Annotated in this window: 27 protein-coding genes; 6 read left to right on the plus strand and 21 right to left on the minus strand. The window is 57.8% G+C overall.

The genetic code is table 11. The features are described 5' to 3' along the window. Positions 1–513: 513 nt before the first annotated feature. From V7747_RS04410 to V7747_RS04425, 4 genes are all read right to left on the minus strand, one after another. Positions 514–1,194: a hypothetical protein gene (locus tag V7747_RS04410; protein WP_335614831.1), complete on the minus strand. Its 681-nt coding sequence runs from the start codon at positions 1,192–1,194 to the stop codon at positions 514–516. Next, positions 1,175–1,600 carry a hypothetical protein gene (locus V7747_RS04415; RefSeq protein WP_335614832.1) on the minus strand — a complete coding sequence of 142 codons (426 nt, stop codon included), beginning with the start codon at positions 1,598–1,600 and terminating at the stop codon, positions 1,175–1,177. Before V7747_RS04415 ends, V7747_RS04410 begins: the two co-directional genes overlap by 20 nt. A 93-nt stretch (positions 1,601–1,693) precedes the next feature. Further along, a complete protein-coding gene (locus V7747_RS04420; RefSeq protein WP_335614833.1) occupies positions 1,694–2,575 on the minus strand; it encodes a hypothetical protein in 882 nt (293 codons plus the stop codon). Between the two features lie 100 nt (positions 2,576–2,675). After that, entirely contained in the window at positions 2,676–3,431 is a 756-nt protein-coding gene (locus V7747_RS04425) for a DUF6602 domain-containing protein (RefSeq protein ID WP_335614834.1), read from the minus strand. 435 nt (positions 3,432–3,866) lie between these two features. On the opposite strand from V7747_RS04425, the gene V7747_RS04430 reads away from it, so the two are divergent. Further along, positions 3,867–4,238, plus strand: a complete 372-nt coding sequence (locus tag V7747_RS04430; protein ID WP_335614835.1) for a hypothetical protein — start codon at positions 3,867–3,869, stop codon at positions 4,236–4,238. A 47-nt stretch (positions 4,239–4,285) separates the two neighbouring features. Here V7747_RS04430 and V7747_RS04435 read toward each other — a convergent pair whose 3' ends face one another. The 5 genes from V7747_RS04435 to V7747_RS04455 all read right to left on the minus strand — a co-directional run bounded on the left by V7747_RS04435 (position 4,286) and on the right by V7747_RS04455 (position 10,067). Then, entirely contained in the window at positions 4,286–6,526 is a 2,241-nt protein-coding gene (locus V7747_RS04435) for a TonB-dependent siderophore receptor (RefSeq protein ID WP_335614836.1), read from the minus strand. Between the two features lie 202 nt (positions 6,527–6,728). Then, on the minus strand, positions 6,729–7,097 hold the full coding sequence (locus V7747_RS04440; RefSeq protein ID WP_335614837.1) for a VOC family protein: 369 nt from the start codon (positions 7,095–7,097) through the stop codon (positions 6,729–6,731). A 9-nt stretch (positions 7,098–7,106) separates the two neighbouring features. Then, positions 7,107–7,556, minus strand: coding sequence for a hypothetical protein (locus V7747_RS04445; protein WP_335614838.1), 450 nt, complete (start codon positions 7,554–7,556; stop codon positions 7,107–7,109). Positions 7,557–7,614: 58 nt separating this feature from the next. Continuing rightward, on the minus strand, positions 7,615–8,319 hold the full coding sequence (locus V7747_RS04450; protein ID WP_335614839.1) for a hypothetical protein: 705 nt from the start codon (positions 8,317–8,319) through the stop codon (positions 7,615–7,617). Positions 8,320–8,342: 23 nt separating this feature from the next. Further along, the gene (locus tag V7747_RS04455) at positions 8,343–10,067 is read right to left on the minus strand and encodes a sensor domain-containing diguanylate cyclase (protein WP_335614840.1); all 1,725 of its coding nucleotides are present in this window, start codon (positions 10,065–10,067) and stop codon (positions 8,343–8,345) included. A gap of 378 nt (positions 10,068–10,445) precedes the next feature. Between V7747_RS04455 and V7747_RS04460 the strand changes: the two genes are divergently transcribed. Next, positions 10,446–11,264: an HDOD domain-containing protein gene (locus tag V7747_RS04460; protein WP_335614841.1), complete on the plus strand. Its 819-nt coding sequence runs from the start codon at positions 10,446–10,448 to the stop codon at positions 11,262–11,264. Between the two features lie 282 nt (positions 11,265–11,546). Here the strand turns inward: V7747_RS04460 and V7747_RS04465 are convergent, their stop codons facing one another. Then, positions 11,547–11,921, minus strand: coding sequence for a hypothetical protein (locus tag V7747_RS04465; RefSeq protein WP_335614842.1), 375 nt, complete (start codon positions 11,919–11,921; stop codon positions 11,547–11,549). 258 nt (positions 11,922–12,179) lie between these two features. Further along, entirely contained in the window at positions 12,180–13,511 is a 1,332-nt protein-coding gene (gene rimO, locus V7747_RS04470; protein ID WP_335614843.1) for a 30S ribosomal protein S12 methylthiotransferase RimO, read from the minus strand. 226 nt (positions 13,512–13,737) lie between these two features. Here rimO and V7747_RS04475 point away from each other — a divergent pair, with 226 nt between their 5' ends. The 3 genes from V7747_RS04475 (at position 13,738) to V7747_RS04485 (ending at position 17,785) form a co-directional block, all read left to right on the plus strand. Next, the gene (locus tag V7747_RS04475; protein ID WP_442909178.1) at positions 13,738–14,247 is read left to right on the plus strand and encodes a sigma-70 family RNA polymerase sigma factor; all 510 of its coding nucleotides are present in this window, start codon (positions 13,738–13,740) and stop codon (positions 14,245–14,247) included. After that, a complete protein-coding gene (locus V7747_RS04480; RefSeq protein WP_335614845.1) occupies positions 14,226–15,221 on the plus strand; it encodes a FecR family protein in 996 nt (331 codons plus the stop codon). The genes V7747_RS04475 and V7747_RS04480 overlap by 22 nt, the downstream gene beginning before the upstream one ends. A 101-nt stretch (positions 15,222–15,322) precedes the next feature. Next, positions 15,323–17,785 carry a TonB-dependent siderophore receptor gene (locus V7747_RS04485; protein ID WP_335614846.1) on the plus strand — a complete coding sequence of 821 codons (2,463 nt, stop codon included), beginning with the start codon at positions 15,323–15,325 and terminating at the stop codon, positions 17,783–17,785. A gap of 93 nt (positions 17,786–17,878) precedes the next feature. Here V7747_RS04485 and V7747_RS04490 read toward each other — a convergent pair whose 3' ends face one another. The 9 genes from V7747_RS04490 to V7747_RS04530 all read right to left on the minus strand — a co-directional run bounded on the left by V7747_RS04490 (position 17,879) and on the right by V7747_RS04530 (position 24,642). Continuing rightward, positions 17,879–18,235 carry a DUF1428 domain-containing protein gene (locus tag V7747_RS04490; RefSeq protein ID WP_335614847.1) on the minus strand — a complete coding sequence of 119 codons (357 nt, stop codon included), beginning with the start codon at positions 18,233–18,235 and terminating at the stop codon, positions 17,879–17,881. 25 nt (positions 18,236–18,260) lie between these two features. Beyond that, positions 18,261–19,520, minus strand: coding sequence for an RNA polymerase sigma factor (locus V7747_RS04495; protein ID WP_335614848.1), 1,260 nt, complete (start codon positions 19,518–19,520; stop codon positions 18,261–18,263). Between the two features lie 5 nt (positions 19,521–19,525). Continuing rightward, entirely contained in the window at positions 19,526–19,885 is a 360-nt protein-coding gene (locus tag V7747_RS04500) for a YciI family protein (RefSeq protein ID WP_335614849.1), read from the minus strand. A gap of 10 nt (positions 19,886–19,895) precedes the next feature. Next, entirely contained in the window at positions 19,896–20,321 is a 426-nt protein-coding gene (locus V7747_RS04505) for a VOC family protein (RefSeq protein ID WP_335614850.1), read from the minus strand. 180 nt (positions 20,322–20,501) lie between these two features. Beyond that, entirely contained in the window at positions 20,502–20,720 is a 219-nt protein-coding gene (locus V7747_RS04510; RefSeq protein ID WP_335614851.1) for a YgdI/YgdR family lipoprotein, read from the minus strand. Positions 20,721–20,935: 215 nt separating this feature from the next. Further along, the gene (locus V7747_RS04515; RefSeq protein WP_335614852.1) at positions 20,936–21,154 is read right to left on the minus strand and encodes a YgdI/YgdR family lipoprotein; all 219 of its coding nucleotides are present in this window, start codon (positions 21,152–21,154) and stop codon (positions 20,936–20,938) included. Positions 21,155–21,357: 203 nt separating this feature from the next. After that, entirely contained in the window at positions 21,358–22,311 is a 954-nt protein-coding gene (locus V7747_RS04520) for an alpha/beta fold hydrolase (RefSeq protein ID WP_335614853.1), read from the minus strand. Between the two features lie 25 nt (positions 22,312–22,336). Next, entirely contained in the window at positions 22,337–23,152 is an 816-nt protein-coding gene (locus tag V7747_RS04525) for an SDR family NAD(P)-dependent oxidoreductase (RefSeq protein WP_335614854.1), read from the minus strand. Between the two features lie 14 nt (positions 23,153–23,166). After that, on the minus strand, positions 23,167–24,642 hold the full coding sequence (locus tag V7747_RS04530; protein ID WP_335614855.1) for a flavin-containing monooxygenase: 1,476 nt from the start codon (positions 24,640–24,642) through the stop codon (positions 23,167–23,169). Positions 24,643–24,724: 82 nt separating this feature from the next. On the opposite strand from V7747_RS04530, the gene V7747_RS04535 reads away from it, so the two are divergent. Further along, positions 24,725–25,345 (plus strand): TetR/AcrR family transcriptional regulator, encoded by a 621-nt coding sequence (locus V7747_RS04535; RefSeq protein ID WP_335614856.1) that lies wholly within the window; start codon positions 24,725–24,727, stop codon positions 25,343–25,345. A gap of 24 nt (positions 25,346–25,369) precedes the next feature. Here the strand turns inward: V7747_RS04535 and V7747_RS04540 are convergent, their stop codons facing one another. After that, positions 25,370–25,891: an ankyrin repeat domain-containing protein gene (locus V7747_RS04540; RefSeq protein ID WP_335614857.1), complete on the minus strand. Its 522-nt coding sequence runs from the start codon at positions 25,889–25,891 to the stop codon at positions 25,370–25,372.

A 25,891-nucleotide genomic window follows, 5' to 3' on the forward strand; every position in this document is an offset into this window, starting at 1 on the left:
GAAAGCGATGTTGATTTTTATTCTGTTGGGGGCTGTTCAAGTTCTAAGCTGCTTGATCAAGTCTGAAAAAGAGGCCCGTTAGGGCCTTTTTTTGTCGCGCACTAGCAAAGCCAAGGCTGTGGAAAACTGGCCAAATGTTCATCTGAGCCGGTTTCCCGTTAGGGGCCGCCCTTGCGAACACGGCGGCGAGCCCACCAACGAAAAGTGAATAATATCGCCAGTAGCAGCAGAGCCAATGCCGGCACGACCAATAGGCCATTGTGCTCGTGGTAGACGACCGCACTATCTTCATCGAAGTAGCGGCCCTCCTCATTGAAGAGGTTTCTATATGGCCAGTACAAGGTGAAGAAGAAGAGCCAGAGTAAGAGCGATCCGGCTACAGAAAGGATTGCTGCGATCTGAAGTAGCAGTTGCCAGATTTCTGCGTTACGAGACGAGTGCACGCATTGCTCCTGCGGGGTTTAGCGCCTAAAGCAGCGGTGCGAAGCATCCGCTGGCTTTGTTTGTTAAATTTCACTCCATTTCTTGATGCATGAACTTAATGTCGTAAAAAATACCGGTATTTCTATACTTTTCAACTGCCTCATCACTTGAGTAGAGCATTAAACAACAAGGTGGATTAGACTTAGCTTCGGTTTGAGGCCAATTTTTGAATTTTGTTTTTCTTAATTCGTTGATAAAACTCAATTCTCTTCTGACACCTAGTATTTCTTTTAATATACCTTTCCTCATTCCGGTATTTTTACACTCGACACCTAACCAGATTTGTTCTGGTAGTGGGTAAGAATCTAATTTCGGCTCAACCATAAGGATATCCAGCTCATGATAGTCACCATACTGAGGTGTTGTTGACCGGAAGTATTCGGAGGTCCTTAAGTAACTCTGAGACATAAAGCACACGTCAGTCCAAATTTCAGCCACCAACTCATCATCGCGATATGCCTCTATGCAGGGGTAAGCCCTATTTATTGGTCCTGTACCACGCTTAAGGTAAATTTTCTCGCCAACGCTTAGCTCTAGTCGCAAACCTTCCTTATTTTTCAAAGAGCTACAAACTGAAGCCAATACATATGCTTCGTAAAGCTTTCCAGCTTTCTCATCGTCTTTTATGACTTGATAGTCCGATTCTTCAGATGCTTCAACATTTTCTTGAAGCATGTTAATTATCTCATTTTTAAGGGAAGCCAGGTCCATTGCTAGGCCCTCTTGGTGTGTTTTCTGGAGTTTGAGAGAGTTTGTAATTAAAGCTCTCTATTCTGGATATTAAGTCTGAATAGTCTTTGCCTTTGCGAATATTTTCAGATTGCTTGTTGTAACGCTTAGATTCTTCTCGGGAAAATGACACTTCAATGTCTTTGATTGGTTTTCCCGACTTGGTTTTAATAGAGTAATTGAGGAGATCGAGTATAGAGTCACCAATTTTAGTATTTCGCTCTTTAAGCATCCTCAATAAGTACTCAATATACCTTTCAACTGATTCTTTACCGTCTAGGTAACGGGTAAATTCCATGTCAATAATTTGATCTATTTGACTTAGCCCAGCGGCAGAAACCTTCTGACGGAGAAATAGATATAGTTCATCAAATTCATCTTTAGTCAAAATTTACTCCAGTAAATTTAACGCCGCCAGCATACGCGGCTTTGTAGTGGAGGCGAGGCCGCAACGAAAAATCCGTCGCCGTGCCTAGCCTTGTTAGAAGGAATCCCGGGAGTCCACAACCTGCTGATTCAAGTCGTATATGCGCTCAACCGATGGCACATCTACTTGTTTAATAGCACCGCGACTTTCCCATTCGGACACGTGAAGCTGAACTATCCGATCGATAGTGGCAGGTTTGACCCCCTGCCGCCCAAGCAACATCGGTAACCCTCTAGCCGTTTCCCGGCCGTCGCAGTATCGTGAGACTATTTCTGCCACCCGTCTCCGCGAGAATCTTAACGAACCGCTTCCTTGCATTAGGTCTTGGACAAGATCATCGAATACGATCTGCATCCCTTGCTCGGACAGCAAGAAATCAACGCGGGCTTCGGCACGCTGCTCAAAATACCAAGTTAGCCCGAAAAATACTGCGCTGTATCCCGAAAGAGCTAACAAGCCGAGCTGTATATAGTAATTATCCGCTAGATTTCCCAATACGGGATGGTCAGCGAGTGCCCCGCTAAACGTGAACAACGCCCCGGTTAGCGCCGCAAAAACACCTGATCCCACGCGCGGGGCGGTATAGCGGGAATGCAGTTCTCGGCGATTCTCGTCACGCACTTCTGCACGAAGTTGCCGGTCCTGTCCGTGCTGCTGGCTGGCCTGTGCAATTTGAAGGGCGTTCAGCAAGGCGGGTAATTGCTCAATGGTTACAACATTCTGAGAGGCATTCTCCAACGTACTCACAAAGTCACGAGCAGTCCTAACCTCATCGTACTCAATCTTGTGGTCTTCGGTTTCGAAGTGCCCACCTGTCTTGTCAGGATGCAAATCAGTAAGTCGCTGGCGCAGCTCTCGGTTAAGTGACTCAAAATCATTAGGTGCTGCTTCAAGACCAAAGCGATCTACGATTTCTTGCGTCGACCTCCATGCCATCTATTCTTCTCCTTCTAACGCCCAGCTTCAGCCGCGGCCCGGCTGGAGCGGCGTAGCCGCAGAGGCCGGGATGTCGGCTGGAAGCGCTTGTTGGGCAAGCTCAGCGGCCATAAGACAACAGGTCAGCTGTCGCCGATTTGATGTAAGACGAAGCTTCATTGATGCTATTTAGAAAACCAAGAAGAGAAAGAGCGCCTGTTGCTCTCACGCTGTCAAATGCGGCACTACCGGCGAAGTAGCCTATATCGAGTTGAAGGATTCCAGAGATGCTCCCGCCTGCCTCATCCAGCTTTGCCACGATAGTTTCAGGATTGCTCCACCCTTTGTAGCCGACGACAAAGTAGGGCACCTTCTTCTTGATAATGTCCTTCGGCATTGGTGACATCTTTGGAAGATTGGCATTGTTAATCGTCATTGGCAACTGGATAACGAAAGGCCCACTACTGCCGCCCATGATGCCCCCTTTTATGTGCCGGTCCAGAGCTTCCAACTTTGCGCCAGTGCTGACCGCTTCGCTCCACTGTCCCTGAAGGTTCGACTTCACTTCGATAACGGCCGCCACTCCCTCCGCGAAGTAGAGCCGGGACGACTCAATGCCGATGACGGGTAAGCTCGGGAAAAAGCCATTCTCAATGATGATGTCGAGTTCACCCGTTTTTGTACCTCCCGCGTCGGTGATTTCCCCATTTGTGCTGATGCGCCAACCTGGGGGTATAACCTGCTTCAAAAACGAATCTATGAAGTTTGCACGTCCGGCACCCTTAGCAGCTGCCGCCGAGCTAGCCGTTGCCGCATAGGTGGCATTGAGGCCCGCGAGTAGGCCGCTAAGTCTTTCGAGTACATATGGATTTGGCATTTTTAAGCCCAACAGTGATTAGATAGAACGCTCCGATATAGCGCGCGGCAACCGCCGCGCGCTAGCGGTAAAAATATTTTAAAATCAGTACTTTCCATGTTTTACCTCAGCTCATCTGTGCACGTTATATCGCAGTCGGTATAACACCATTAGTCGCGTGTTATACCGACTGCGTGTGGCAGTCAGGCTGTAAGCGAGCGTCCTTGCTGCGTCCGGAGGGGCGTAGGCTGGCTTGCAGTTACTGGCATAGTGCTACAGTTTTTTTGTGGTGCCAACCCGGGTTTTTGGTTCATTTTTCGGGTGCGCCAAGCGCTTTGGTTAGGCGTGGCGTGCGTCTCTTAGTGTGAAAGGGTTGGCTTGCCGCCACACCTGCGAGGCAGGGCGCTGCCCTGTGGTAAAGTGGCCGCAAACTCCAGCCTAGCTCCGGTACTTCACATGCTTATATACGTACTCATCGCCACTGACCGTCTTGAAGAGAAGCAGGAAAAGAAGCTGCGGCAAAACCTGCCTGAGTTGCAGGTGGCCTTGCAGGCGTACGCTGAGGCGAACGAGGCGAACCAGGTTACGCTGATCAATGACTGCGCGAGCGATGATTGCGAAGACTGGCAATTGGGTATCAGCCAACCGATCAAGAAGCACATTCAGCTGAACTTCCCGGTGAACCTGTTTAACGATCTGGCGAAAAAATACGAGATTGATTGCGAGGTGGGTTACATCGAGGACGGCGAGCGCGAGCCGGTGAGTTATTTTGGCAAGCACGAAGGGCAGGGCGAGGCGTTTCTGATTGCGGAGTATCTAGGGCTGTAACAGCCTGGAGGGTACGCGGGGCTGCTGCCAGCCCCGCGTGAGGTGCATCAGAAGCGGTATTTGGCGGATGCGGTAATGCTGCGGGGCGCGCCGTAGGTCAGGGCGTCGTAGGCATTGAAAATATCGAAGTACTTTTCGTCGGTCACGTTGTTGGCGTTCACCTGAGCCGAGAGGTTATCGGTGATGTCGTAACGGGCCATCAGATTGACCAGGGCGTAGGCGTCCTGCTGGATCTTTTCCAAGTCTCCTGCGGGGTTGGTGGCATAGGTGTAGATGCTATCTTGCCAGTTCACGCCGCCGCCGACGGTCAGCTTGTTAAGCGGACCCTGAAAGCGGTAGGTCGTGAAGGTGCGCAGCAACTTGGTGGGGTAGAGCGTGTTTACCGTTTTGCCGGTCGAGTCTTCAATATCAAACTGGGTGTAACCTGCCGAGACGTTCCAGCCGGGCGCTAGCTCGCCGGACACTTCCAGCTCAAAACCTTCACTGGTGGCGTCGCCTGCGGCGTAGGCCGCCTCATTGGTGGGGCTGCCGATGACCTTGTCTTCGGTTTTAATTGCCAGGTTGTCTTGCTTGATCTTAAAGATCGCAGCAGACAAATTCAGGCGCCCGTCGTACAGCTCGCTCTTGGCGCCGATTTCGTAGCTTTCTCCAATGATGGGTTCAATCTGCTGCCCGTTGATGTCGCGTTCGGTTTGCGGCTGGAAAATATCGGTATAGCTGGCGTAAACCGAGATCGCCTGGGTCAGGTCGTAAATTACACCTGCGTAGGGGGTTAACTCATGCCCGACATCGGTGTTGGTTGGGGCCGGGGTATAAATGTCGTAGCTTTCCTTCTCATAAGTGTTGTCGCGCGCACCCAGAATCAGCTTCAGATCGTCAGTGAGGTTAAGGCGGGTGACGGCGTAGAGGGCCTTCTGAGTGATGTCGCCATAGCCATATTCGATGCGGTTGCCCCAGGTAGGCTCGGGAAAGTTGCCGTTGTAGGCGTCAAAGTCAGTCACGCCACCGAACCCGCTGAGTGCCTGGCGGGTGTCGGCGTCGAAATCCTGTTCGCTGTAGATGTAGCCGAACGCCAACTCATGCTCACGATCAAGCAAAGAGAAGGGGCCATCTAAACGGACGCTGTAATCGTCCTGAACGGTCTTGGTTTGATATACCGCCGGGAAGGTGCTCATGGGCACTGCGCCGGTCTTATCCGGATTGCCGGAGATATACAGCAAGGCCGAGTCCGAGTTCCGCTCGCCGCGGTTGTAGCTCAGATGGAGCTGCCAATCATTGGCAAAGGTGTGGTCCAGGTTGATGAACCGGGTTTCATAGCTGCTATCCCATTTGCTCCATTTGGCGGATGTGGTCTTGGAGCGGCTCCAATCCGTGCGGCTGCCATCGGCATACCAAACCGGTAAGCCTCCCCACATGGGCGAATCGGAGTTGTTCTCTTGACGGCTCAAGCCAAACCAGAGGGTGGTGTTGTCGCTCAGGTCAACGTCCATCGTGCCGTAGAGGGTTTCGCGTTGGTTTGTGTGCAGGTCTATCCAGCTGTCGCCCTCGTTGTACTCGCCCACCAGACGGGCGCGTACGGTGCCGGCTTCGTTCAGCGCCATTGAGACGTCGCCCAGGGTGCCGTAGGTGTCCCATGTGCCCCCGCTGACTTCCAGCGATCCCGTCAGATAACGGCTATTGGCACGTTTGCGCGCCAGGTTCAGGGAGGCCGAGGGGTCGCCTGAACCGGCCATCAAACCATTGGCGCCGCGCACGATTTCTACCCGGTCATACATGGCCAGGCTGGTGAAAATCTCCCCCGAACTCCAAGGCTGCTCCCAGATGGTGGGGACGCCATCGATCATCAATGCGTTGATATTAAAACCCCGCGCATTGAACTGTGCGCGGCTGGTTTCATAGCGGTTGACGGATACGCCGGTGGCGTTATTGACCACGTCCAGGATGGTCTGCATGTCCTGATCCTGAATGCGCTGCTGGGTAACGACGCTTACCGACTGCGGCGTTTCACGCAGAGACAGGCCCAGTGGGGTGGCGGTACGGGCTTCATCAGTAGTGTAGGAGCCAGTGTCTTCGGTTACCTGAGCGTCGTGTTTGCCGGTAACGGTCAGCGGTGCCAGTGTGGCGCTACCCTCGGTTGTTGTGTCGGCCTGTTGCGCGTAAGCGGGCAGGGAAGCCGCGGCCATGCCGGTCGCGAGCAGATGCACGGCCAGCGTCAGTGGGCGCAGGGCTGCATGTTTTGCGGTGTTGGTAGGCGGGAGGGCCGTAGCGGAAGAGTGGGATACAGGCATCAGTGAACTTTCCTTGGTAAACGTAATCGTATTGATAACCGTTCGCGATGATAAGGCGGTTTTTTACGAAAGGAAAGGGCTGTACCTGTCCGGTGGCTAGAACACTGCGGTGAGACTGTGGGCGTAACGCCCGTTTGAGGTCATGCCGGGGCGGCGATAGCGCGGGCGTGGCCTTGGCGCAAACGGCGGCTATGCAGCCAGGTCAAGCCAGTTTGCGGAACGCTCGGCTGGAGATGCAGATATTGTTCTGGTCCGGGTCTTTGGCGTTGGCGAAGCTGTAGCCGTTGGCGTGATGAGTGCTGCCGAAGAGCAAGCCTTGTTCTGCGCTGAGCGCTTTGAAGGCGTCTACATCCTGCACGCTGAACATCAGTTTGACGGTGGCCTGGCCGAACTTCAGGCTCTTGGCTGCTTGATGAATCAGGATGCTGCAGCCGCCATCTTCCGCTCTCAGCTCGATCAAGCCTTCCACCACCTCGCCGTTGCCCGTGAAGCCAAAATGCTGCCGATAGAATGCGGCGGTGAGCTGCATGTTTCTGGCGTAGAGGATGACGTTGCTGAGTGATGCGCTCATGCTGTTTCCCTAATCGGTTACCTGGCTGTCAGCCCCTTTGCGCTGGGGCGGCGTGACGGCGATATACCAGCGTGGGTGCATCTGGTCAAAATCGGTTCTGCAGTTTTCATCCAGGTAGCTGGCAGAGTCCAGCACTACCGGCTGGCCGGCCTCTCGCTTGAACACCACCCAATGCCAGAACTCCTTCCCTCCGTCCTGATGATGTTTGATGGGCAGTAACGCCAGATCCGGCAGCGCTTGCCAATGGGTGAAGGGGGCTTCAGTTGGCGAAGTGGCAACGCCGGCATCAGCTAGCAGGCGACGTACGTATTGGGTATCTGACCACAGCGCGGTGTCTGCGGCATAAATGCCCATGCCGTTGGCGATGGCACGCATCTGGGTGTAGGTCTTGCCAAGTATGTTAGCCACGGCGGCGATGCCGCAGCCGGTGGTTTCTTCCTGTATTACCGGAGGGTGCATGCTGCGTACTCAGGGCGGTGGTGGGTGGTGGCACAAGCTGGCCGGTGCAAGGCTGGCGTCATTTGAAAACCTGCTCTGCCTCTCGCCGCAGCGCGGCCTTGGCGCCGCCGGCGAGTGGTTGGCCATGGGCGGCGATCAGGGCGTCGAAATCAAGGTTTAGCAGGCTGTCGAAGTCGGCGCGCAGCGAGCCGCCTTTGGGCGTGACGCGTTTTCGCCAAGGCCCACCAATGTTGACCCCCTTTTTAAAGCCCAGCAGCTTGAAGACCAGACGGGTAATGACGCTGAAATAGCGAAAGTCTGCGTGGTATTGCACGCTGTCACCGGTGACCAGCAGTTTGTGTTGTTTGAGCAACAGAGCGGCTTCCGGGTAGATAGCTGTGCGGAATATAAAGAACGCGGCGTCGGGTAGCGGCGGCGCAACCTGTTCGGTGATCACGTGGTCGGGTGCAGGTTGCGGGTAGGTGGCTTGCCCGGGTTGCGCCCAGAACGCGCAGCTGTAGCGCTCAAGGTAGAAGGCATCGTCCATGCCGTGGAAGTCACTCAGACGCAGCAGGTGCGTAACCTTGCCCAGTGCCTCGAGGCTCGCCAGGCCTTGTTCACTCAGGCGCACGGGGTTGATCAGGGTGAGCTCGCCTTGATGTTGCACAATGATCATGTTGCGGTTCATGCGTAGCCCGGGCGCCATGCGGATGCTGCCCTGCACCCAGTAAATGCCGGAGTAGAGTTGCTGGATTGGATCATGCGGGTAGGCCGGTGGATGCATGGGGCGTCCTTGCGAGTGGCGCGTCAGGGGTTTTGCGTGACGCCGGGCTCGGTGGTTTGGTTGTCGTTGTTCAGGCACACCTGATCGCGGCCTTTGTGCTTGGCTTCATACAGCGCCTGATCTGCCCGATTCAGCGCGGTTTCTATGCTGTCTGTGGTGAGGTTGACGGAGGTTACGCCAATACTCACGGTCAGGGTCAGCTGCTCTGTGGGGCTTGCGGCGATGCGTTGGGCGGCAATCGCGGCGCGCACGCGTTCGGCGCACGCGAGGGCCTGCTCGGTGTCGGTCTCGGGCAGCAGCATGACAAACTCTTCACCGCCAAAACGGGCGAGTAGGTCCTTGTTGCGACTTTGGGCCTTCAGTGTGCGGGCGAGGGTAATGATCACCTGGTCGCCCACTGCGTGGCCGTGGGAGTCATTGACCTGTTTGAAGCGGTCGATATCGATGGCCAGTATGGCAAGTGGCTGCTGGTGCGCCTTGGCTACCTCCATCAGATAACCGGCTTCGGCAAAGAAATAGCGGCGGTTGTAGAGGCGCGTCAGCGGGTCAGTGGCGGCCTGTTTTTTCAGCTCGTCCTGCGAGGCACGAATGTCTTCCAGAATCTTGATGCGGTGCGAAATGATGAACGCGAGCATCAATGCCTCCAGCATGATGCCGATGCCGACTCCGTGGCTGGCGACATAGGTGGGTTCTATCAGGCCCTTGTAAAAGAGCACCGCCATAACGTTGAAGATGACGAAAAAACCATGGCCAATCAGGAAGAACTTGGCCAAAGGGTTGCCCTTGCGCAGTAGCGAGAAGGTGACCGAAAGGGTAATCAGCATCATGATGACGGCAAGGGTGCTGGCGGGTTTGAGCGCCGCGGAAATATCGAACAGCCCCCATACAAGCACCACAAATAGCGGCAATAGCAACGCCTGCAACCAGCGGTGCTCCGTGGTGTATCGCGTTTTGGTTTCGAAGATCGCCATCATGAACAACACCAGAAAGATTGGCATGGTGATCAGCGAGATGTTGAGCATGAATACCTGCTCGCCATAGACATCAAACAGACTGGCAACCAGGCCGTAAGACAGCGCGATCCAGACCAACCCGGAGACGAGATAGAAGGAGTAGAAGATGTTCTCCAGCTTGCTGGTGGCGAAGTACAGCAGGAAGTTGTAGAACACCAGGGCCAGCATCATGCCGACGAGCAGGGCGACGTCATTGTTGGTACCCACCAATGCCTTGCGCGAGTGCTCCTGGTCGAAAATGTTGAGGGCGAACCACTGGTGCGAATAGGCAAAGCTGCGCACATAGACGGTGGTGACCGAGTCGGCTGGCAGGCTGACGGGATAGACGGCCACGCCGCGGTACATGATGTGGCTGTCTGCCAGGTTGTCGAGATCCAGCGTTTCGCTGCGTACCAGTTGGCCGTTGCGCTCTTCATAAAAGGCGACTGACTTGACGTGGTAGGCGTGTGGCATCTGGATATCCAGTGCCAGCTCCATACCCGAGGTATTCTCCATGATGACCTTGTACCAGGCCACGCGGGCATTGGTGCCCAGACTGGCCGTGCTGGCGGTTTCCCGGAAGCTGCGGTCGCGTATCTGGGTATAGGTCAGTTCCCGCGAGTCATCGATGTAATAGCCGATGCGAAAGTCGGTGAGGTTGACGGCGGGGGCGTCGAGCAGAACGCGTGGCTCGGCACTGACGGCCATTGCTGAAAACAGCAGCATCAGCAAAACAAAGATACGGGTTAACGTCATCCTGCGACCATCCATTGGGTTAACTGCTGTTCCATGGTGCCATTACTGTGCCCATGTTAGCTAAAGGTGTCGAGCGTACCAAGCGCTGTGCATGCAAAGAGCAGTACGGCGGGCTACCGCACGCCGCCGCAGCCGCTTGGTTTGCCCGGGCTGTAGGGCCGCAGCAATGCTTGCGGCGTCTTGCTTTCCCATTGGGCGGCAACTATTTTGAGGGTGTCCAGGCCGTTTACGTCTTTCCCCTGCCGCTGGACAGCACAGGCCCTGAGTTTTGCTGCGGCTGTAACCTGATTAGGGGTGTGCAGGTTGTCAGGGAAACGATGGTGCTTCGAGCGCGAGATGACGCTGCGACACTACCCCCGATGTCAAGGAAGCCGAACGATGAATATAAGTGAGTTATTGGCGCAAAAAGACAAGCTGCCAAATGTGCCCGAGGTGGTTAAAGAGCTGATTCAGGTGCTGTCTGACGACAAGGCTGATCTGGACCTTATCGCCACCAAGGTGGCCCGAGATCCGACTTTGTCGGTCAAGATTCTGCGCATGGTCAACTCCTCCTATTACGGGTTGCCGCGCAAGGTGAACTCCATCGACGAGGCCATTGTGCGCATTGGCTTTGATCGGCTGAAGATTCTGGTTATCTCCTCCGGCCTTTCCGGCTCGGTTACCGGCGAGGTAGAGGGGCTGGACGTAAAACGCTTCTGGAATGAATCGTTCGAGACTGGCGAAATTTGCAAAATTATCGCCAAAAAGACCAAGACCGTTGAACCGGATGTGGCCTTCACGGCCGGCATCATCAGTAATATCGGCCGCCTGCTGTTGCACCTGACCACGCCCAATCGTGCCAAGGCAGTGCAGACGATGGTGGACGAAGGGGCAAATCGGAATCAGGCCGAGCTGGACCGCTTTCAGTTCACCAGCCCCGAGGCGGGCGCTGCCTTGTTGGAAGAATGGAAACTACCCACCGAGCTGTGCGTGGCGGTGCTGCAGCAGCGCGCGCCACTGGATCACCCGGAGCCAAGCTCCCTGGCGGCCATCATTTGCCTGGCCCAGCAAATGATGGCGGCGCACAAGAAGGGCGCAACGGCCACAGAGATCGTCGATGGAGTGTCATTCCCGCTGTTGAACCTGGCCGGAGTGAAAGAGGGGCTGGGGGATATTGCCGATCAGGTAGTCAATCTTGAGCCGATGAAGATCGTCTGAGTCGAAGGACCATTCGCCAGCAGCACTGTTGTTTCGACTGGCCGCCGGCGTCATGGCGCTGCGCGGCTAGGGCAGGTTATTCAACCGATACCGGCGGCTGATTGAAGCGCACCATGGTGTAAAGCTCGCGCGGCGAATACAGGTTGGCTGGCCGGTAGGTCACCTCAACCGAAGCCAGCGCGTTTTCCCGATACGCTACTTGCCCGCAGGTCTTCGCGTCGACTCAGAGTTCTACTTCCTGCGCACCGTCGCTGATGCTGCCTAAACAATGTTGACAGCGTCTCAGCAGCTGAGATTGATCTTGCGGTTACGCCACCAGCCAATGCCGCCGATGACCAGAAACCCCAGCCCCATCAGCACCAGAAAATAATCCTCGCGGCCCTTTACCAAAGCGAAATACAGACCGAAACCGGTAAACATGACGCCGAAGAAAAAGAACATCAACAGGCCGGTGGGGATGGATTTGCGCGCGCTGCCGATGCCAAGCAGCACTTTGTTCTTGCGCATGATTTCATCCAGGTCGGCGAGTTCGGCCGCGCAGCTTTCGGAGCACACCAGACCCGAGCCGGTGTCGGTGGTGCAGGGCATGCAAAGGCCTTTGGCGCAGATTTTACAGATGCCGATGGCGTCGTCGGTGGTGTGTGTGAAGCATTTCATCCTATTGGTGTCCTGGCGTGGTTATACGCGCCACAGGATCGGCCATGCTGCCTGGATTTTCAATGTTTCCGCGCAGCGGACGCGCCAGACTGTGAGGGATTTTCCGGATGCCGCGCAGCCAGATCAATGCCAAACGGCTTGGCTGCCTTGACCGTGATCCGTTGAGGCGATGGTCGAGTTAGTACTCGACCGTTCCTGGAAGAGAGCTCTGCGAGCCGGCGTTGTCTGCCGCAGCGGAAGTAGGCTGCGCTGTTTCGCTTACGCTAGCTGCGCCCAGAGGTCGTACTCGTCGGCATCGGTCACGGTGACGGTGACCAGATCGCCCGGCTGCAGCGGCTCGTCGGTATCGATATAAACGTTGCCGTCGATCTCGGGCGCGTCGGCCATCGAGCGACCGATCGGGCCTTCTTCGTCTACCTCATCGATGATGACCTGAATGGTCTTGCCGACTTTCTGCTGCAGACGCGCGGTAGAAATGGCTTGCTGGTGCGCCATGAAACGCTCCCAGCGGTCCTGCTGCACGTCTTCCGGCACTGGGTCGAGGCCCAGGTCGTTGGCGGGTGCGCCTTCAACGGGTGAGTACTTGAAGCAACCCACGCGGTCGAGCTGCGCTTCGGTCAGCCAGTCGAGCAGGTACTGGAAGTCTTCTTCAGTTTCACCCGGGAAGCCGACGATGAAGGTCGAGCGAATGGTCAGCTCGGGGCAGATCTCGCGCCAGTTCTTGATGCGCGCCAGGGTCTTGTCTTCAAAGGCCGGGCGTTTCATCGCCTTGAGCACCTTGGGGCTGGCGTGCTGGAAGGGGATGTCGAGGTAAGGCAGGATCTTGCCCGCTGCCATCAGCGGGATCAGTTCATCCACGTGCGGGTAGGGATACACGTAATGCAGGCGTACCCAGATGCCCAGCTCGCTCAGGGCTTCGCACATTTCAGTCATGCGCGACTTGACCGGGCGGCCATTCCAGAACCCGGTGCGGTACTTGATGTCGACGCCGTAGGCGCTGGTATCCTGCGAAATCACCAACACTTCTTTCACCCCGGCCTTGGCCAGACGCTCGGCTTCACTCAGTACATCACCCACCGGGCGGCTGACCAGCTTGCCGCGCATGGAGGGGATGATGCAGAAGCTGCAGCTGTGGTTACAGCCTTCGGAAATCTTCAGGTAAGCGTAGTGACGCGGGGTGAGCTTGATGCCCTGCGGCGGTACCAGGTCGATCAGCGGGTTGTGGTCGGCGCGCGGAGGCACAACCTCGTGCACGGCGCTGACCACCTGCTCGTATTGCTGCGGACCGGTAACGGCCAGCACGCTGGGGTGCACGTCGCGAATCGCGCTTTCTTCCACACCCATGCAACCGGTGACGATCACGCGGCCGTTTTCGGCGATGGCTTCGCCGATGGCATCCAGCGATTCAGCCTTGGCGGTGTCGATAAAGCCGCAGGTGTTGACCACTACCACGTCGGCATCTTCATAGGTGGGCACCACCTGATAACCCTCGGTGCGCAGCTGAGTAAGAATGCGTTCCGAGTCGACCAGGGCTTTGGGGCAGCCGAGGGAAACGAAGCCGACTTTAGGGGCGGACGGGGTGGTGGACATCAATGACCTCGCAGGGCGGCATCAGGTGATAGCCGTAGCTGAAAACGGCGTATTCTAGCGATCTGCCTTGCCCCATTCCAGCTTTGCCAGCTGCCGTCTGTCCCGCGATTTCGTTAACCATTCCCATTATTGTTTGACAGTGATTGCGCGTGGACTTTTATCTGCATACAATGCGAACAATTCTCATTTATAAATGTGCAATTCACCACACGAGAGGGAGCTCATGATGTCCAGCGACAGTGCAAGACAGCAGTGCGGTGCGCTCTACGTTGAGCATCACCGTTGGTTAGTGGGCTGGCTGCGCTACAAGCTGGGTTGTCTGCACGATGCGGCCGATCTGGCACAGGATACCTTCGTGCGCGTGCTGGGCTCCCGTGAGCTGCAGACGGAGCAGCAGCTGCAGGAGCCACGCGCCTTTCTGGTCATGGTAGCGGGCCGCCTGGTATCGAATCATTTTCGTCGGCGCTCCCTTGAGCAGGCCTGGCTGGAGACCCTGGCAGCGTTGCCGGAGCAGCAGGTGCCCTCGCCGGAAGTGCAAACCAGTTTGTTACAGAGCCTGCATGAGGTGGACGCGATGCTTGACGGTCTGGCGCCACGGGTGAGGCAGGCTTTTTTGCTGGCGCAGCTGGAAGGCTGCACCTATGCGCAGATCGCCGAGCGGCTTGGCATCAGCGTACGCACGGTTAAACGCTACATGGCGGAGGCATACGAACAATGCATCATGCTGACTCTCTGAACGGGTTGGAACAGGCCGACAAACTGGACCGCGCGGCGGTGCGTGAAGCGGCGGGCTGGCTGGTGCGCCTGCATGAAGAGCGCCAGGACCCCAAGGTGCTGGAGGCCCTGGCGCACTGGCGCGCCAGCAGTAACGAGCACGAACGTGCCTGGCAGCGCGCGCAGCTGGTCAACGATAAGTTTGGCCTGATCCCGGCGCAGTTTGGGTTGCCGGTGCTGGGGCATGCCTCTGACGGTTCACGCCGCCGGGCGATCAAGGCACTGGCATTGCTGATGACCTTTGTGCCGGCCTCTTACGTTGCCTACCGGCATACACCCTGGCGCGAATGGAGTGCAGATTACGCCACCCGCACGGGGGAGCGGCGCAGTCTGTCGCTGAACGACGGCTCCGAGCTGGAGCTGAACACCGACACGGCGCTCGATGTGAAATTCGATGCGGTGCAGCGGCTCATACGCCTGCATCGCGGGGAGGTGCTGATTGATACCGGCGCTGACCCGCGCCGCAGCGATGAGAACTTCCGCCCGTTTCTGGTGCAGACCCGGCAAGGGCGCATCCGCGCAATGGGTACGCGCTTTGTGGTGCGTCGCGATCACGATATCACCCGCGTGCAGGTCTACGACGGCGCGGTGGAGGTACAACCTGTCAACGCTGGCGTACGCCAGGTCATTCAAGCCGGACAGCAACTGAGCTTCAGTGCCGAGGCGCTACAGTTGCCGCGTCCGGTGGACCCGCATGGCGCCGATTGGGCGCGGGGGTTGCTGGTTGCCCAGCAGATGCCACTCGGTGACTTCATCCGCGAGCTGGCGCGCTACCGCCCGGGCCTGGTGCGCTGTGATTCGGCGATTGCCGATCTGCGCATCAGTGGTGCCTTTCAACTGGATAATACCGATCAGGTGCTGGCGGCCTTGCCGGATACGCTGCCGGTGAATGTGGTGTACCGCACGCGTTTTTGGGTTTCGCTGACTGCGGCTTGAAATCGATGGTCTTGGGGCTGAAAAAGATGTGTCCCCTTTTCTCAACTGGCGTGTCATTCCCTTAGACAGTTCACTCTTTTTCAGCTTCAGGAGTCTATGGAATGACGCACCCCTCATCTCGCCAGCGGGTCGCCGGAAATCACCCTGCCAGGTTGCCGCTGCGCGCAGCCATCATCGCCGCGGCGTTGCTCACCGGCATACCCCAGGTGCAGGCCCAGAGCGAGCCCAGCACCTTGGGTGCTCAGCGCCACAGCTATCAGATTGCATCGGGCCCGTTAGCCAATGCGCTAACCGATTTTGCCGCCCAGGCCGGCGTTACCGTGCAGTTCAAACCAGCTTTGACCGAGGGGCTTCGCTCGCCAGGCTTGCGCGGCGAATACAGCGTCAGTGAGGGGTTTTCCCGCTTATTGCAGGGTTCCGGGCTGAGCATTAGCGAGCGAGGCAGTCGGGTGTACGTGCTCAGCGCGGCAGCAACGGACACCGCGCTGCTGGAACCGCTGACCATCACCGGACAGCGCGGAGACAGGTCGCCGACCTCGGCAGCGGGCAGTATTGTGGCGACCACCTCGGCGACCGGCACCAAAACCGGTACGCCGCTGATACGCACGCCCCAGGCGGTGAACGTAGTGACCCGCGAAGAGTTGGAGCAGCACGGCGCCAACAACGTGACCCAGGCGTTGCAGTACACGCCGGGCCTGGTCAGTCAGTATGGTAATGCCGATGTGCGGCACGACTGGTTCACCGTTCGCGGCTTCACGCCGGGCCGTTACCTTGATGGTTTGCGTCTGCCGTTTGGCGTGCTGGGTTATGCGCAACCGAAAATTGCCAGCTACGGGCTGGAGCGGGTAGAGGTGTTCAAGGGACCGGCATCCGTGCTTTATGGGCAGAACTCCCCGGGCGGCATGATCAATATGGTCAGCAAGCGCCCCAGCGACGACCCGTTGCGTGAAGTCTATGCCGAGTACGGCAGCTACGATTCTCAGCAAGTTGGCTTTGATCTGGGCGGCGTGCTTACCGATAGCGGTAACCTGCTGTATCGCCTGGTGGGCCAGTTGGGCGAGGCAGACTCGCGGGTGGATTACCTCAGTGAGGAGCGGCAGTTCATCGCGCCGTCGCTGACCTGGCTGATCAGTGACGACACACGTCTGACCCTGCTGGCGCAGTATCAAAACATCGACTCCGATGGCGGTGGTGCCCAGCCAGCGTTACCGGCGGTGGGTACGCTCTACGGTGGCTCGCCCTACGGCAAACTGGGCGCTGATACCTTTATCGGTGAGCCGGACTTTGACCGTTTCAGCAATGAACATATGATGGCCGGCTGGGAGTTTGAGCATCAGTTGAACGATGTGTGGCAGCTGCGCCAGAACCTGCGCGTCTCGCGGGTGGATACCTACACTCAGCGCGTGCAGGCTTACAGCATGATCAGCCCGACGGTGCTGGCGCGTTATGCCTGGGCCTTCCCGGAAGATTCCACTACCTTCACCGTGGATAATCAGGCTATCGCTCGCTTTGCGACGGGGGTGGCTGAGCATACCCTGCTGATCGGCGCAGATTACCAGCACGAAGACGCAACCTACGATGAGCACTTTCAGGGCACCAGCGTCAGCCCGATCGATCTGAGCACGCTGGAGTACAGCGGCGATGCGGTGAAACCGCCACTCACTACCCGGCGCGAACAGGATCGTTATCAGGCCGGCCTTTATCTGCAGGAAGAGCTGCAGCTGGCCGGTTGGACCTTCAACCTCGGCGGGCGGTATGACATCGCCAAGGCTGAAAGCAAAACCACCGACGTGCTGGCGGGCACCAGTAGCACCGTGGATCAGGACGATGAAGCCTTCACCGGACGTCTTGGCCTGGTGTATGAATTTGCCAACGGTATTGCGCCTTATGCCAGTTACTCGCAGTCCTTCGCTCCGACCGCCGGGGTGGGTGCTGACGGCAATGCGCTGAAACCCACCGAAGGCGAGCAGTACGAACTCGGCGTGCGCTATCAGCCCGGCTCAGGCAGCAGTCTGTGGTCGCTCTCTGTTTATGACCTGACGCAGCAGAACGTACTCACCCGTGACCTGGTGACCAACGTGCGTTCGCAAACCGGCGAGGTGCGCGTGCGCGGGCTGGAGCTTGAGGGCAAGATGGCCCTGACTCGTGGGCTGGAGGCGAGCGTTTCCTATGCGCTGACCGACAGCGAAATTACCCGCGATGGCAACCCGGCAATCGAGGGCAATGAGCAGCCCTTTGTACCCAACAAGCAGGGCAGCGCGTGGCTCAACTATGTGCTGCAGAGCAGTGCCCTGCGCGGACTTGGGCTAGGCGGGGGCGTGCGCTATATCGGCAAGTCGTATGGTGAGGTGGCCAATAACTTCGAATCGCCGAGCGTTACGCTGTTTGATGCGGTATTGAGCTACGACGTTGGCGCGCTGAGTCAGGCGCTCGATGGCACGCAGCTGTCGTTGAGCGCCAACAACCTGATGGACAAGGAATACGTGTCCTACTGTATTTCCAGCACCGGCTGTTTTTACGACGGCGGTCGGGTGGTCACTGCACAGGTGAAATACAACTGGTAGCAGCAGGGCAGGGACGGCAACGTTATAGGCTGTTGCCATCCCGGAAGGTGGTTTTGAAACGCGCCAGCCTGCGGTCTGCAGGCTGGCGCCGGTTCAGTCTATTGCTACCTTGAAGCCGCCAAAGATCATCCGCTTGCCATCAAAGGGCATGGTCTCCGGTGTCATCTGATCCTTGAGTCTGGGGTCAGCCATCACCAGCGCCAGGATGCGGTCGCGTTCCTCGCGGGAGCTGTAGCGGATCCAGGAAAACACCACCACCTCGTCTGCCTCCAGCTTGACGCTCATCGGGAAGGACGTGTGCTGCCCATCGGGCACGTCGTCACCGATGCATTCGACATATTCCAGCGCGCCGTGCTCCATCCACACGGTCTTGCCAATCTCGGCCACGCGGATATATTCATCGATCTTGGTTTTGGGCACCGGCACCACAAATCCATCTACATAAGACATATCAGCCTCCTGGGGCAGTTGAATCTCAAGGTACATAAACCTGTCGGTTGAGCGGCGGCGAATTCGACACTGCCATGGCCGACTCCATTTCCTGCAGACGCCGCGCCAGAAAGCGCTGCTCCTGCTGGTTGTTCACCAGCGCCAGCGCCGCGCGGTACTGTTCGGCCGCAGCAGCAGGCCGTCCAAGGCGGCGCAGCAGGTCGGCACGGGTTGCCGGGAGCAGGTGATACTTGGGCAAATTAATGTGCTCCAGCAGCGCCAGGCCCTGTTCTAGTCCATCGGCCATGGCGATCGCCACCGCCCGATTGAGGGCAATGATGGGGGTCGGCTGCTGTTGGTAAAGCAGACTGTAGAGTGCGGCAATGCGTCGCCATTCGGTCGTTGCGCTGCTGGGTGCCTGAGCATGCAGTGCGGCGATGCCGGCCTGCAGGGTGTAGGGGCCGGGGCGGCCCTGTTGGAAAGCGCGGCTGGTGTGCCGGCAACCCAGTTCGATCTGTGACTGGTCCCATTGGCCACGGTCTTGGTCCTCAAGCAGCACAAGATCACCCTGACTGTCGGTGCGCGTGGCCCGCCGCGCATCGTGCAGCAGCATCAGGCCCAGCAAACCGCGTGCTTCGGCCTCGGCGGGCAGAAGCCGAACCAGCATGCTGGCGAGGCGGATGGCCTCCTGGCAGAGGTCATGGCGCACGATCTGTGCGCCGAAACTGGCGCTATAGCCTTCGTTGAAAATCAGATACAGCACCGTCAGAACGGGTTGCAGCCGCTCCGATAGCTGCCCATCCGCGGGTATGTGAAAGGGAATGCCGGCATCGCGAATCTTGTTCTTGGCGCGCACCAGGCGTTGTGCCAGTGTGGGTAGCGGTAACAGCAGCGCGCGGGCGATTTCGTCTGTTTTCAAGCCGCCCAGGGTATGCAGCGTTAGCGCCACTTGGCTGGCCTGCGGCAAGGCGGGGTGGCAGCAGGTAAACATCAGTCGCAGGCTGTCCTGCGGAACGTCCTGATCGACATCCTCTGACGCCAACTGCTGCAGGTGATACTCAAACGCCTCGGTCTTGTCTCTTTGCGTGACCAGGCGCCGTTGCTGATCAATCAGTTTGTGCTGCGCGGTACGGCTGAGCCACGCAGCCGGGCTGGCTGGCCAGCCCTCGCCGGGCCATTGCCGCAGGGCGGCCTCAAAGGCAGCCTGCAGAGCATCTTCTGCCTGTTCAAAACTGCCGCAGCGCCGGATCAGCCCAGCCAGCAGCTTGCCGTACTCGCTGCGGTAGAGCTGCTCTAGCGTTGGCATGCACATTACAGCTGATAGGCCGGGTCGAGAGGTCGTACCTCGACCACACCGCCGACTGCCAGTGGTGGAACGCGTCGGGCGAGGGCCAGAGCCTGATCCAGGTGCTCGCACTCGATCACGTGAAAGCCACCCAGTTGTTCCTTGGTTTCGGCAAAGGGGCCATCCATGGTAATCAACTGCCCCTGTTCCTTGCGCAGCGTGGTGGCGCTTTGCGTGGGCATCAACTTACCGCCGCCGCGGTAGTGGCCTGCGGTGACCATCTCCTGAATCAGCTTGTCATAATCGTTCATCACCTTCTGGCGTTGTTCATCGGGCAATGCGGCCCACAGGGCTTCATCAATGCAGCACAGCAGCATGTATTGCATGGTCGTCTCCTTAAGCATCTATTTTGGCGTCGAGTGCACAGGTGCAGTTGATCATCCACTGGATGCCAAATCGGTCAGTAAACAGAGCGAACCCAGTGGACCAGAATGTCGCCTGCAGGGGCATGCTGATCTGGCCGTCGGCCGACAGGCTGTCGAATCGGCGCTGGGCCTCGTCCAGGTCGTCACAGAGCAGGGCGATCTGCATGCCTTGGGGTGCCTGGTAAACAGAGGGAGGCACATCACTGCCCATCAGGAAAAATTCCCCGTTGGTCAAGGTGGCGTGCATGATGCGATCCTGCATCACGGCGGGCATTTCATCGGCCATAGGCGAGCCGGCGTAGGGCATGGCATCCAGTTCACCGCCCAGACAGGCGTGATAAAAAGCGAAGGCTTCGGCGCAATTGCCGTTGAAGGAAACGTAGGGCGTCAGCTGCATTGCAAATTCCTCATAAGACGTACCGAGGGGCGTTATTGCCCAGCGGCAGTATCATGTCGATTGAGCAAAAGGGTTTTCGACAGCAAGCGTAGCTGAGGTGGCAAGAAAGGATAGAAGGAGGGTGGGCAAGGGGGCCATACGGTGGTGAGCAGTTGACACTCACCACCGCTGAGGTCTGATTTAGCGTTCGATGACTGATTTGACGTCGGATTGCAGGATGGTCGCCTTGCGGCCCTCTGCGTCCTTGTATTCGACCATGCCGGTCTCGTTATTCAGTTTGGGCTTGCCATCGGTAGGGATCATCTGGCCGCTGGTGGTGCTGATGATGTACTCACTGGAGCAAGCCGACAGGGTGATGGCAGCGAACAAGGCGAAAGCGATCAGCATTGCGTGTTTCATGGTGACACTCCTATACGGATATTAGCGTTCCTGCTTCGGGTAGTGCTTTATCAGAATAGACTCAAATCCGTAAAGCGCTGCAAGTCGCGATGTGAGGCTGCATTTTTGTGACATAGCTATCGGTGTGCTGCCTTGCGCCAGGTGGATTTTTTGCTGCAGACAGCACAACGCCGGCCATCAGGGCCGGCGTTGTGTGATACCAGACGATACTTGTATCAGCGCTCGATGATTTCCTTCACCTCAGACTGCTTCATCTGATTGTCGTAGCCTTGCTCATCTTCATATTCGATCATGCCGGTGTCTTCATCGATTTCCGGTTTCTCGTTACTCTGAATCATGTCGCCATCTTCGGTGCGGATAATGTGGTCGTTTGAGCAGCCCACAACGGCCAGCATAGCAACGGCACCCAGCGCGGCAAGTTTCCATGGTTTCATCAGATAATCCTCTCATTGTGGCTTGTGCAAAATGTACACACAGATGACAGGCGTCCGACGCAAAAGGTTCCAAATTCACTGTAATTCGGTGTTTTTTCGCCGAAAACCTCACAAAACAAACAATGGGGTGTGTATAAATTGAACATTGAGCTGATTGGAGGATCAGCACTCAGGGCCGTTGCCAAGCCCGGAGTGCTGTCAGCTCAAGCCGTTGGGGCTGAGCGCAGTGACTGGCGACGAATGAACTCGCTGGTGATGTCGGGCTGAGTGATCGGCAGCATGTGACCGCCGTCGATCAGCTCCAGCTCGGCACCGGGCAGCACATCGACCAACGCCTGTCCCTGTTCCTGTGGGTCGAGAATGCGGTCCTGACGGCCATAGAGCACGGCAACCGGCAGGTTCAACTGGGCGTAGCGCTGCTGCAACGCAGGCAGGCTGTTCGGCACCGCGTGCAGGTCGCTGGAGGCAGCGACAAAGTGGCTGGGCCGCATGCCGAGAAAGCCACCACCGCGCACGGGAAAGTCCTTGGGCGCGTCTTCCGGCCCGAATACCACATCCAGCACCTGCTCACGCTTGCGGATTGATAACGGCGTGGCCAGTGTCCAGGCGACCAGCTTGCGCAACCATAGAAAAGGAATATCGAGCGCGGCAAAGGCTTTGGAGGTTTCGCTGGGCAGGTGGGTAAGCGGTGCAATGAGTGCCAGCCCACGCACTTTCTCGGGATGGCGCTGCGCGATCGCCAGAGCCACGGCGCCGCCCAGCGAATGGCCAACAATCAACGGTCGCTCTAAGCCCAGGGCGTCGATCAATTCGGCGACCACGTCAGCTTGTACGTCAAGGGCGGCGGAGGCACGCGGATGGCGCACGGAATAACCGCTGCCGGGGCGGTCAATGGCGATCACTCGGTGGTCGCGGGCGAGCTGGCCAAGCACACGGTAGCCGAAGTTCTGGGCAACGCCACTCAAACCATGGATCATGACGATCGCCGGTCCCTGGCCCTGCTCCAGGTAGTGCAAACGAGTACCACGAATAGTGATAAAGCGGCCCTCTGGCGGCAGCCCGGCCTCTACACGCTTCTTGATCAGCCAGGTAAAGACGAACAATCCGGCAACCAGCAGCAGAACAATGACAAGCAAGGCGTTGAACAGATAACTCACGGTGTATTCCTCGTGCTATGGCGCGTCAGTTGTTTCGGGTGGCAAGGCCCGGTAGTAGACGCCAGTAATTGACCGGCAGCAGGCGTTCCAGCCAAGACAGCACGCGTGCGTCGTTGCCAACGATCACCCGCGGCTTGTCTTTCTCTATTCCGCGCAGAATGATTTCTGCCGCCTTGGGAGGTGGCATGCGCAGCAGCTTGTTGGCTTGCACAAGCTTCTCCTGCATCTCTTGTTCGCTTGCCCCTTCGGCCGGCCGCGCGCTGGTCGCAATCGACGTGGCGACACCGCCTGGGTGCACCACGGTCACGCCTACCGGCGTGTTTAACAGCTCCAGGCGCAGCGCGTTGGAAAAGCCGCGTACCGCGAACTTGCTGGCGCAATAGGCGGTCTGGCCGGCCGGGGTGACCAGCCCGAACAGACTAGACAGGTTGACGATACGGGCCGCGGGGCGTTGCTTGAGCAATGGCAAGAAGGCGCGGCACATGCACACCACGGCATCAAAATTGATGGCCATCAACCAGTCGAAGTTTTCCACCGTGACCTGATCAAAGTAGCCGCCCAGCGCGACGCCGGCGTTGTTGATGACCAAATCCACCTTGCCATGTTCGGCCATCACTGCCTGAGGCAGAGCGGCAACGGCGGCGCGATCGGCTACATCCAGCGGATGCTCACTGACCTTGACGCCCAGCGCGCGCGCCTGCGCAGCGGTTTCTGCCAGGGCGCTCGGGTTCACGTCGGCCAGGGCCAGATGACAGTGTTTCTCGGCTAGCGCCATTGCCAGTGCGCGGCCGATGCCGCTACCTGCGCCCGTCAGAACTGCAACACAATCATTGATCTGCATTTTTATTGTCCTTGTTATTGAAATTGCATCACGCCGTCATCGACCCGGCCATATTGAATAGTGAATTTGTCGGCGAGGTAGTTCTGGTGTACCTGCCAAGGCTTGCGGTCGCCCTGTTTGGGCAGCATACCCTCGGCACGCTGCACGTAACCTGAGGTGAAGTCGAGAAAGGGCTCTACATTCACCGCCGGATCGCGTTTGGCTACCGCGATGCGGTACCCCTTGTTGTCCATGTAGCGCAGCAGGCGGCAGGTATAGTTGGAGGTCAGCTCAGCTTTCAGCGTCCAGGACGCATTGGTGTAGCCAAAGGTGAGAATCAGATTGGGTACATCGCTGAGCATCATGCCCTTGTATGACATGCATTCGCCAAAGGCGACGGCTTTGCCATCCACATCGACCTGCACATCGCCGAGGGCGTTGAGCTTGAGGCCGGTGGCGGTGACGATGATGTCAGCTGCCAGGTCTTCACCAGAGGTCAGCCGGATACCCTGCTCGGTGAACGACTCGATAGTGTCGGTGACCACGGAGGCGCGGCCGGCACGAATGTCATGGAACAGGTCGCCGTCAGGTACTGCGCAGAGACGCTGATCCCAAGGCTTGTAGGACGGCGTGAAGTGCTTGATATCGACATCCGAACCCACCTGGGCCTGAGCCATCTGCAGCAGTCGTTGCTTGAACATCTCCGGTTTATTGCGCGCGATACGGTAGAAGAAAGAACCAACCAGGACGTTCTTCCAGCGGGTCAGGTGGTGTGCGGCAGGCAGCGGCAACCATTTTTGCAATGTTTGGGCGATGCCATCGCTGAGCGGACGGCTGACAACATAACTGGGAGACCGTTGCAGCATGGTCACATGCGCGGCGGTGTTTGCCAGTGCGGGTACCAGGGTGACGGCGGTAGCGCCGCTGCCGATCACCACTATGCGCTTGCCGGCGTAGTTCAGATCTTCAGGCCAAAATTGCGGGTGAATGATTTGCCCATTGAACGCCTGCTCGTTGCGGAAGGCGGGACGATAGCCTTCGTCGTAGCTGTAGTAACCGGCGCAGACGGAAAGCAGCTGGGTTTGGTAACGCTCCTCGTGCTCCTGACCCTGGGCGTCGGTGGCGCTGGCAACCACCGTCCAGAGCGCATCCTTGGTCGACCAGCTGGCGCTGATGACCTTGCGCTTGAAACGAATGTTGTGCGTGATGCCGGATTCGTCAGCGATATCCTCGATGTAGCGCTTGATATCGGCGCCATCGGCAATCGCCTTGCGGTGAGTCCACGGCTTGTAGCTGTAACTCAAGGTGTACATATCCGAATCGGAACGAATGCCGGGATAGCGGAACAGGTCCCAGGTGCCGCCGATGGCCTCGCGACGCTCGAGAATCAGATAACGCTTGTCGGGGCACTGGTCGGCGAGGGCACGGGCAGCGCCTATGCCGGACAGCCCGGCGCCAATAATGAGAACATCCAGCGGGGTGGGCGCAATTTGTTGTTGTACTGTGCTCATGGTCATATCCCAGCGATAGGTTGTGGTGACAATCTAGATTGTCATATATGATTTGGCAATCCCTATTGCCAGAATTCATTGCATGAATACAGCCACTACCGCCAAACGACGTTATCGCGGCGCCGCCGTCGAAGAGCGGCGGGCGCAACGGCGTCAGCAGCTCATTGATGCCGCTATTGAAGTCTACGGTCGCAATGGTTATCGCCATTCCGGGGTGAAGCAGGTGTGCGACGCGGCCGGCCTGACGCAGCGTTATTTCTATGAGTCGTTCTCGCACAGCGATGAGTTGCTGATTGCCTGTTACGAGCAAGCGGCGGGCCAGCTGCGCGAGAACAATGCCGCGGTGGCCGAGGCCGCCGGCCCCAACCCGGTCGCCCGCAGCAAGGCCATGCTGCAGGCGTATTTCCAAGCGCTGAAAGACTATCCCTTGATTGCGCGTCTGCTACTGATCGAGATCCGCGGCATCAGCCCGGCTGTGGATCGGGCTATCGAGAAAGCTCTGCATGCTGCCAATAACGATATGGCGCGTCTGCTGGTAAAGCCTGGTCGCGAGGCGGAACCGGTCGATGAGCTATTGCACGCCGGGATCATGGGTGGGGTGATTCACATTGCCTTGCACTGGATGGCGACAGGTTACCGGATGCCGGTTGAAGAGGTTGCGGCCACCGCGTTCAAGCTGGGTGGCGCTTTGCTCGAGAGCTGAGTGTCGGATGAGGCTACCAGCCGCTCACCTTTGCGCGAGATAGGTAGCGGCTGCATCGGCACCCATGGCGTTGGCATAATCCAGCGCAGTGCGTTGTGCGTCGTCTTGGGCGGCCGGATCTGCGCCCGCAGCCAGCAACAGCTCCAACATGTCGGTGCGATCAAACATGGCGGCATACATCAACGGCGTCTTGCCGCTTTCGGGCCGCCCATCCACGGCGGCGCCATACTCCAGCAGCAACTTCACCAAAGGGGCATCTCCTTTGAAGACGACGCCCGCCAACGGCGTTTGTGCGCGCCCGTTTGCCAGTTCCGGGTCCGCGCCGCGCTCCAGCAGTAGACGGCTGGCCGCTTCATGGCCGTGATAGCTGGCTAGCATCAACAGGCTGTCGCCATTGCTGGTGAGAATGTCGACCGGCAGGCCTGCGTCGAGCAGCGGCGCGAGGGCCTGTGCATCACCATTGCGGGCCAGGTCAAAGACTTTCTGGGCGAAGGCCATGGCCTCATCGTCCAGTTGAGGTTTGCTGCTGTGATTGGGCTCGCTCAT

It is taken from the genome of Halopseudomonas sp. (genome assembly GCF_036960865.1).
Lineage (GTDB): Bacteria > Pseudomonadota > Gammaproteobacteria > Pseudomonadales > Pseudomonadaceae > Halopseudomonas.

What these genes read in the sequence shown, in the direction of transcription:
- V7747_RS04495 (WP_335614848.1), bottom strand. Translation starts at nt 19,520, where the DNA reads ATGCCAACGCTAGAGCAGCTCTACCGCAGCGAGTACGGCAAGCTGCTG.
- V7747_RS04485 (WP_335614846.1), top strand. Translation starts at nt 15,323, where the DNA reads ATGACGCACCCCTCATCTCGCCAGCGGGTCGCCGGAAATCACCCTGCC.
- V7747_RS04440 (WP_335614837.1), bottom strand. Translation starts at nt 7,097, where the DNA reads ATGAGCGCATCACTCAGCAACGTCATCCTCTACGCCAGAAACATGCAG.
- V7747_RS04460 (WP_335614841.1), top strand. Translation starts at nt 10,446, where the DNA reads ATGAATATAAGTGAGTTATTGGCGCAAAAAGACAAGCTGCCAAATGTG.
- V7747_RS04515 (WP_335614852.1), bottom strand. Translation starts at nt 21,154, where the DNA reads ATGAAACCATGGAAACTTGCCGCGCTGGGTGCCGTTGCTATGCTGGCC.
- V7747_RS04525 (WP_335614854.1), bottom strand. Translation starts at nt 23,152, where the DNA reads ATGCAGATCAATGATTGTGTTGCAGTTCTGACGGGCGCAGGTAGCGGC.
- V7747_RS04410 (WP_335614831.1), bottom strand. Translation starts at nt 1,194, where the DNA reads ATGGACCTGGCTTCCCTTAAAAATGAGATAATTAACATGCTTCAAGAA.
- V7747_RS04420 (WP_335614833.1), bottom strand. Translation starts at nt 2,575, where the DNA reads ATGGCATGGAGGTCGACGCAAGAAATCGTAGATCGCTTTGGTCTTGAA.
- V7747_RS04465 (WP_335614842.1), bottom strand. Translation starts at nt 11,921, where the DNA reads ATGAAATGCTTCACACACACCACCGACGACGCCATCGGCATCTGTAAA.
- V7747_RS04535 (WP_335614856.1), top strand. Translation starts at nt 24,725, where the DNA reads ATGAATACAGCCACTACCGCCAAACGACGTTATCGCGGCGCCGCCGTC.
- V7747_RS04455 (WP_335614840.1), bottom strand. Translation starts at nt 10,067, where the DNA reads ATGACGTTAACCCGTATCTTTGTTTTGCTGATGCTGCTGTTTTCAGCA.
- V7747_RS04500 (WP_335614849.1), bottom strand. Translation starts at nt 19,885, where the DNA reads ATGCAATACATGCTGCTGTGCTGCATTGATGAAGCCCTGTGGGCCGCA.
- V7747_RS04540 (WP_335614857.1), bottom strand. Translation starts at nt 25,891, where the DNA reads ATGAGCGAGCCCAATCACAGCAGCAAACCTCAACTGGACGATGAGGCC.
- V7747_RS04530 (WP_335614855.1), bottom strand. Translation starts at nt 24,642, where the DNA reads ATGAGCACAGTACAACAACAAATTGCGCCCACCCCGCTGGATGTTCTC.
- rimO (WP_335614843.1), bottom strand. Translation starts at nt 13,511, where the DNA reads ATGTCCACCACCCCGTCCGCCCCTAAAGTCGGCTTCGTTTCCCTCGGC.
- V7747_RS04510 (WP_335614851.1), bottom strand. Translation starts at nt 20,720, where the DNA reads ATGAAACACGCAATGCTGATCGCTTTCGCCTTGTTCGCTGCCATCACC.
- V7747_RS04435 (WP_335614836.1), bottom strand. Translation starts at nt 6,526, where the DNA reads ATGCCTGTATCCCACTCTTCCGCTACGGCCCTCCCGCCTACCAACACC.
- V7747_RS04475 (WP_442909178.1), top strand. Translation starts at nt 13,738, where the DNA reads ATGTCCAGCGACAGTGCAAGACAGCAGTGCGGTGCGCTCTACGTTGAG.
- V7747_RS04480 (WP_335614845.1), top strand. Translation starts at nt 14,226, where the DNA reads ATGCATCATGCTGACTCTCTGAACGGGTTGGAACAGGCCGACAAACTG.
- V7747_RS04445 (WP_335614838.1), bottom strand. Translation starts at nt 7,556, where the DNA reads ATGCACCCTCCGGTAATACAGGAAGAAACCACCGGCTGCGGCATCGCC.
- V7747_RS04450 (WP_335614839.1), bottom strand. Translation starts at nt 8,319, where the DNA reads ATGCATCCACCGGCCTACCCGCATGATCCAATCCAGCAACTCTACTCC.
- V7747_RS04490 (WP_335614847.1), bottom strand. Translation starts at nt 18,235, where the DNA reads ATGTCTTATGTAGATGGATTTGTGGTGCCGGTGCCCAAAACCAAGATC.
- V7747_RS04505 (WP_335614850.1), bottom strand. Translation starts at nt 20,321, where the DNA reads ATGCAGCTGACGCCCTACGTTTCCTTCAACGGCAATTGCGCCGAAGCC.
- V7747_RS04425 (WP_335614834.1), bottom strand. Translation starts at nt 3,431, where the DNA reads ATGCCAAATCCATATGTACTCGAAAGACTTAGCGGCCTACTCGCGGGC.
- V7747_RS04430 (WP_335614835.1), top strand. Translation starts at nt 3,867, where the DNA reads ATGCTTATATACGTACTCATCGCCACTGACCGTCTTGAAGAGAAGCAG.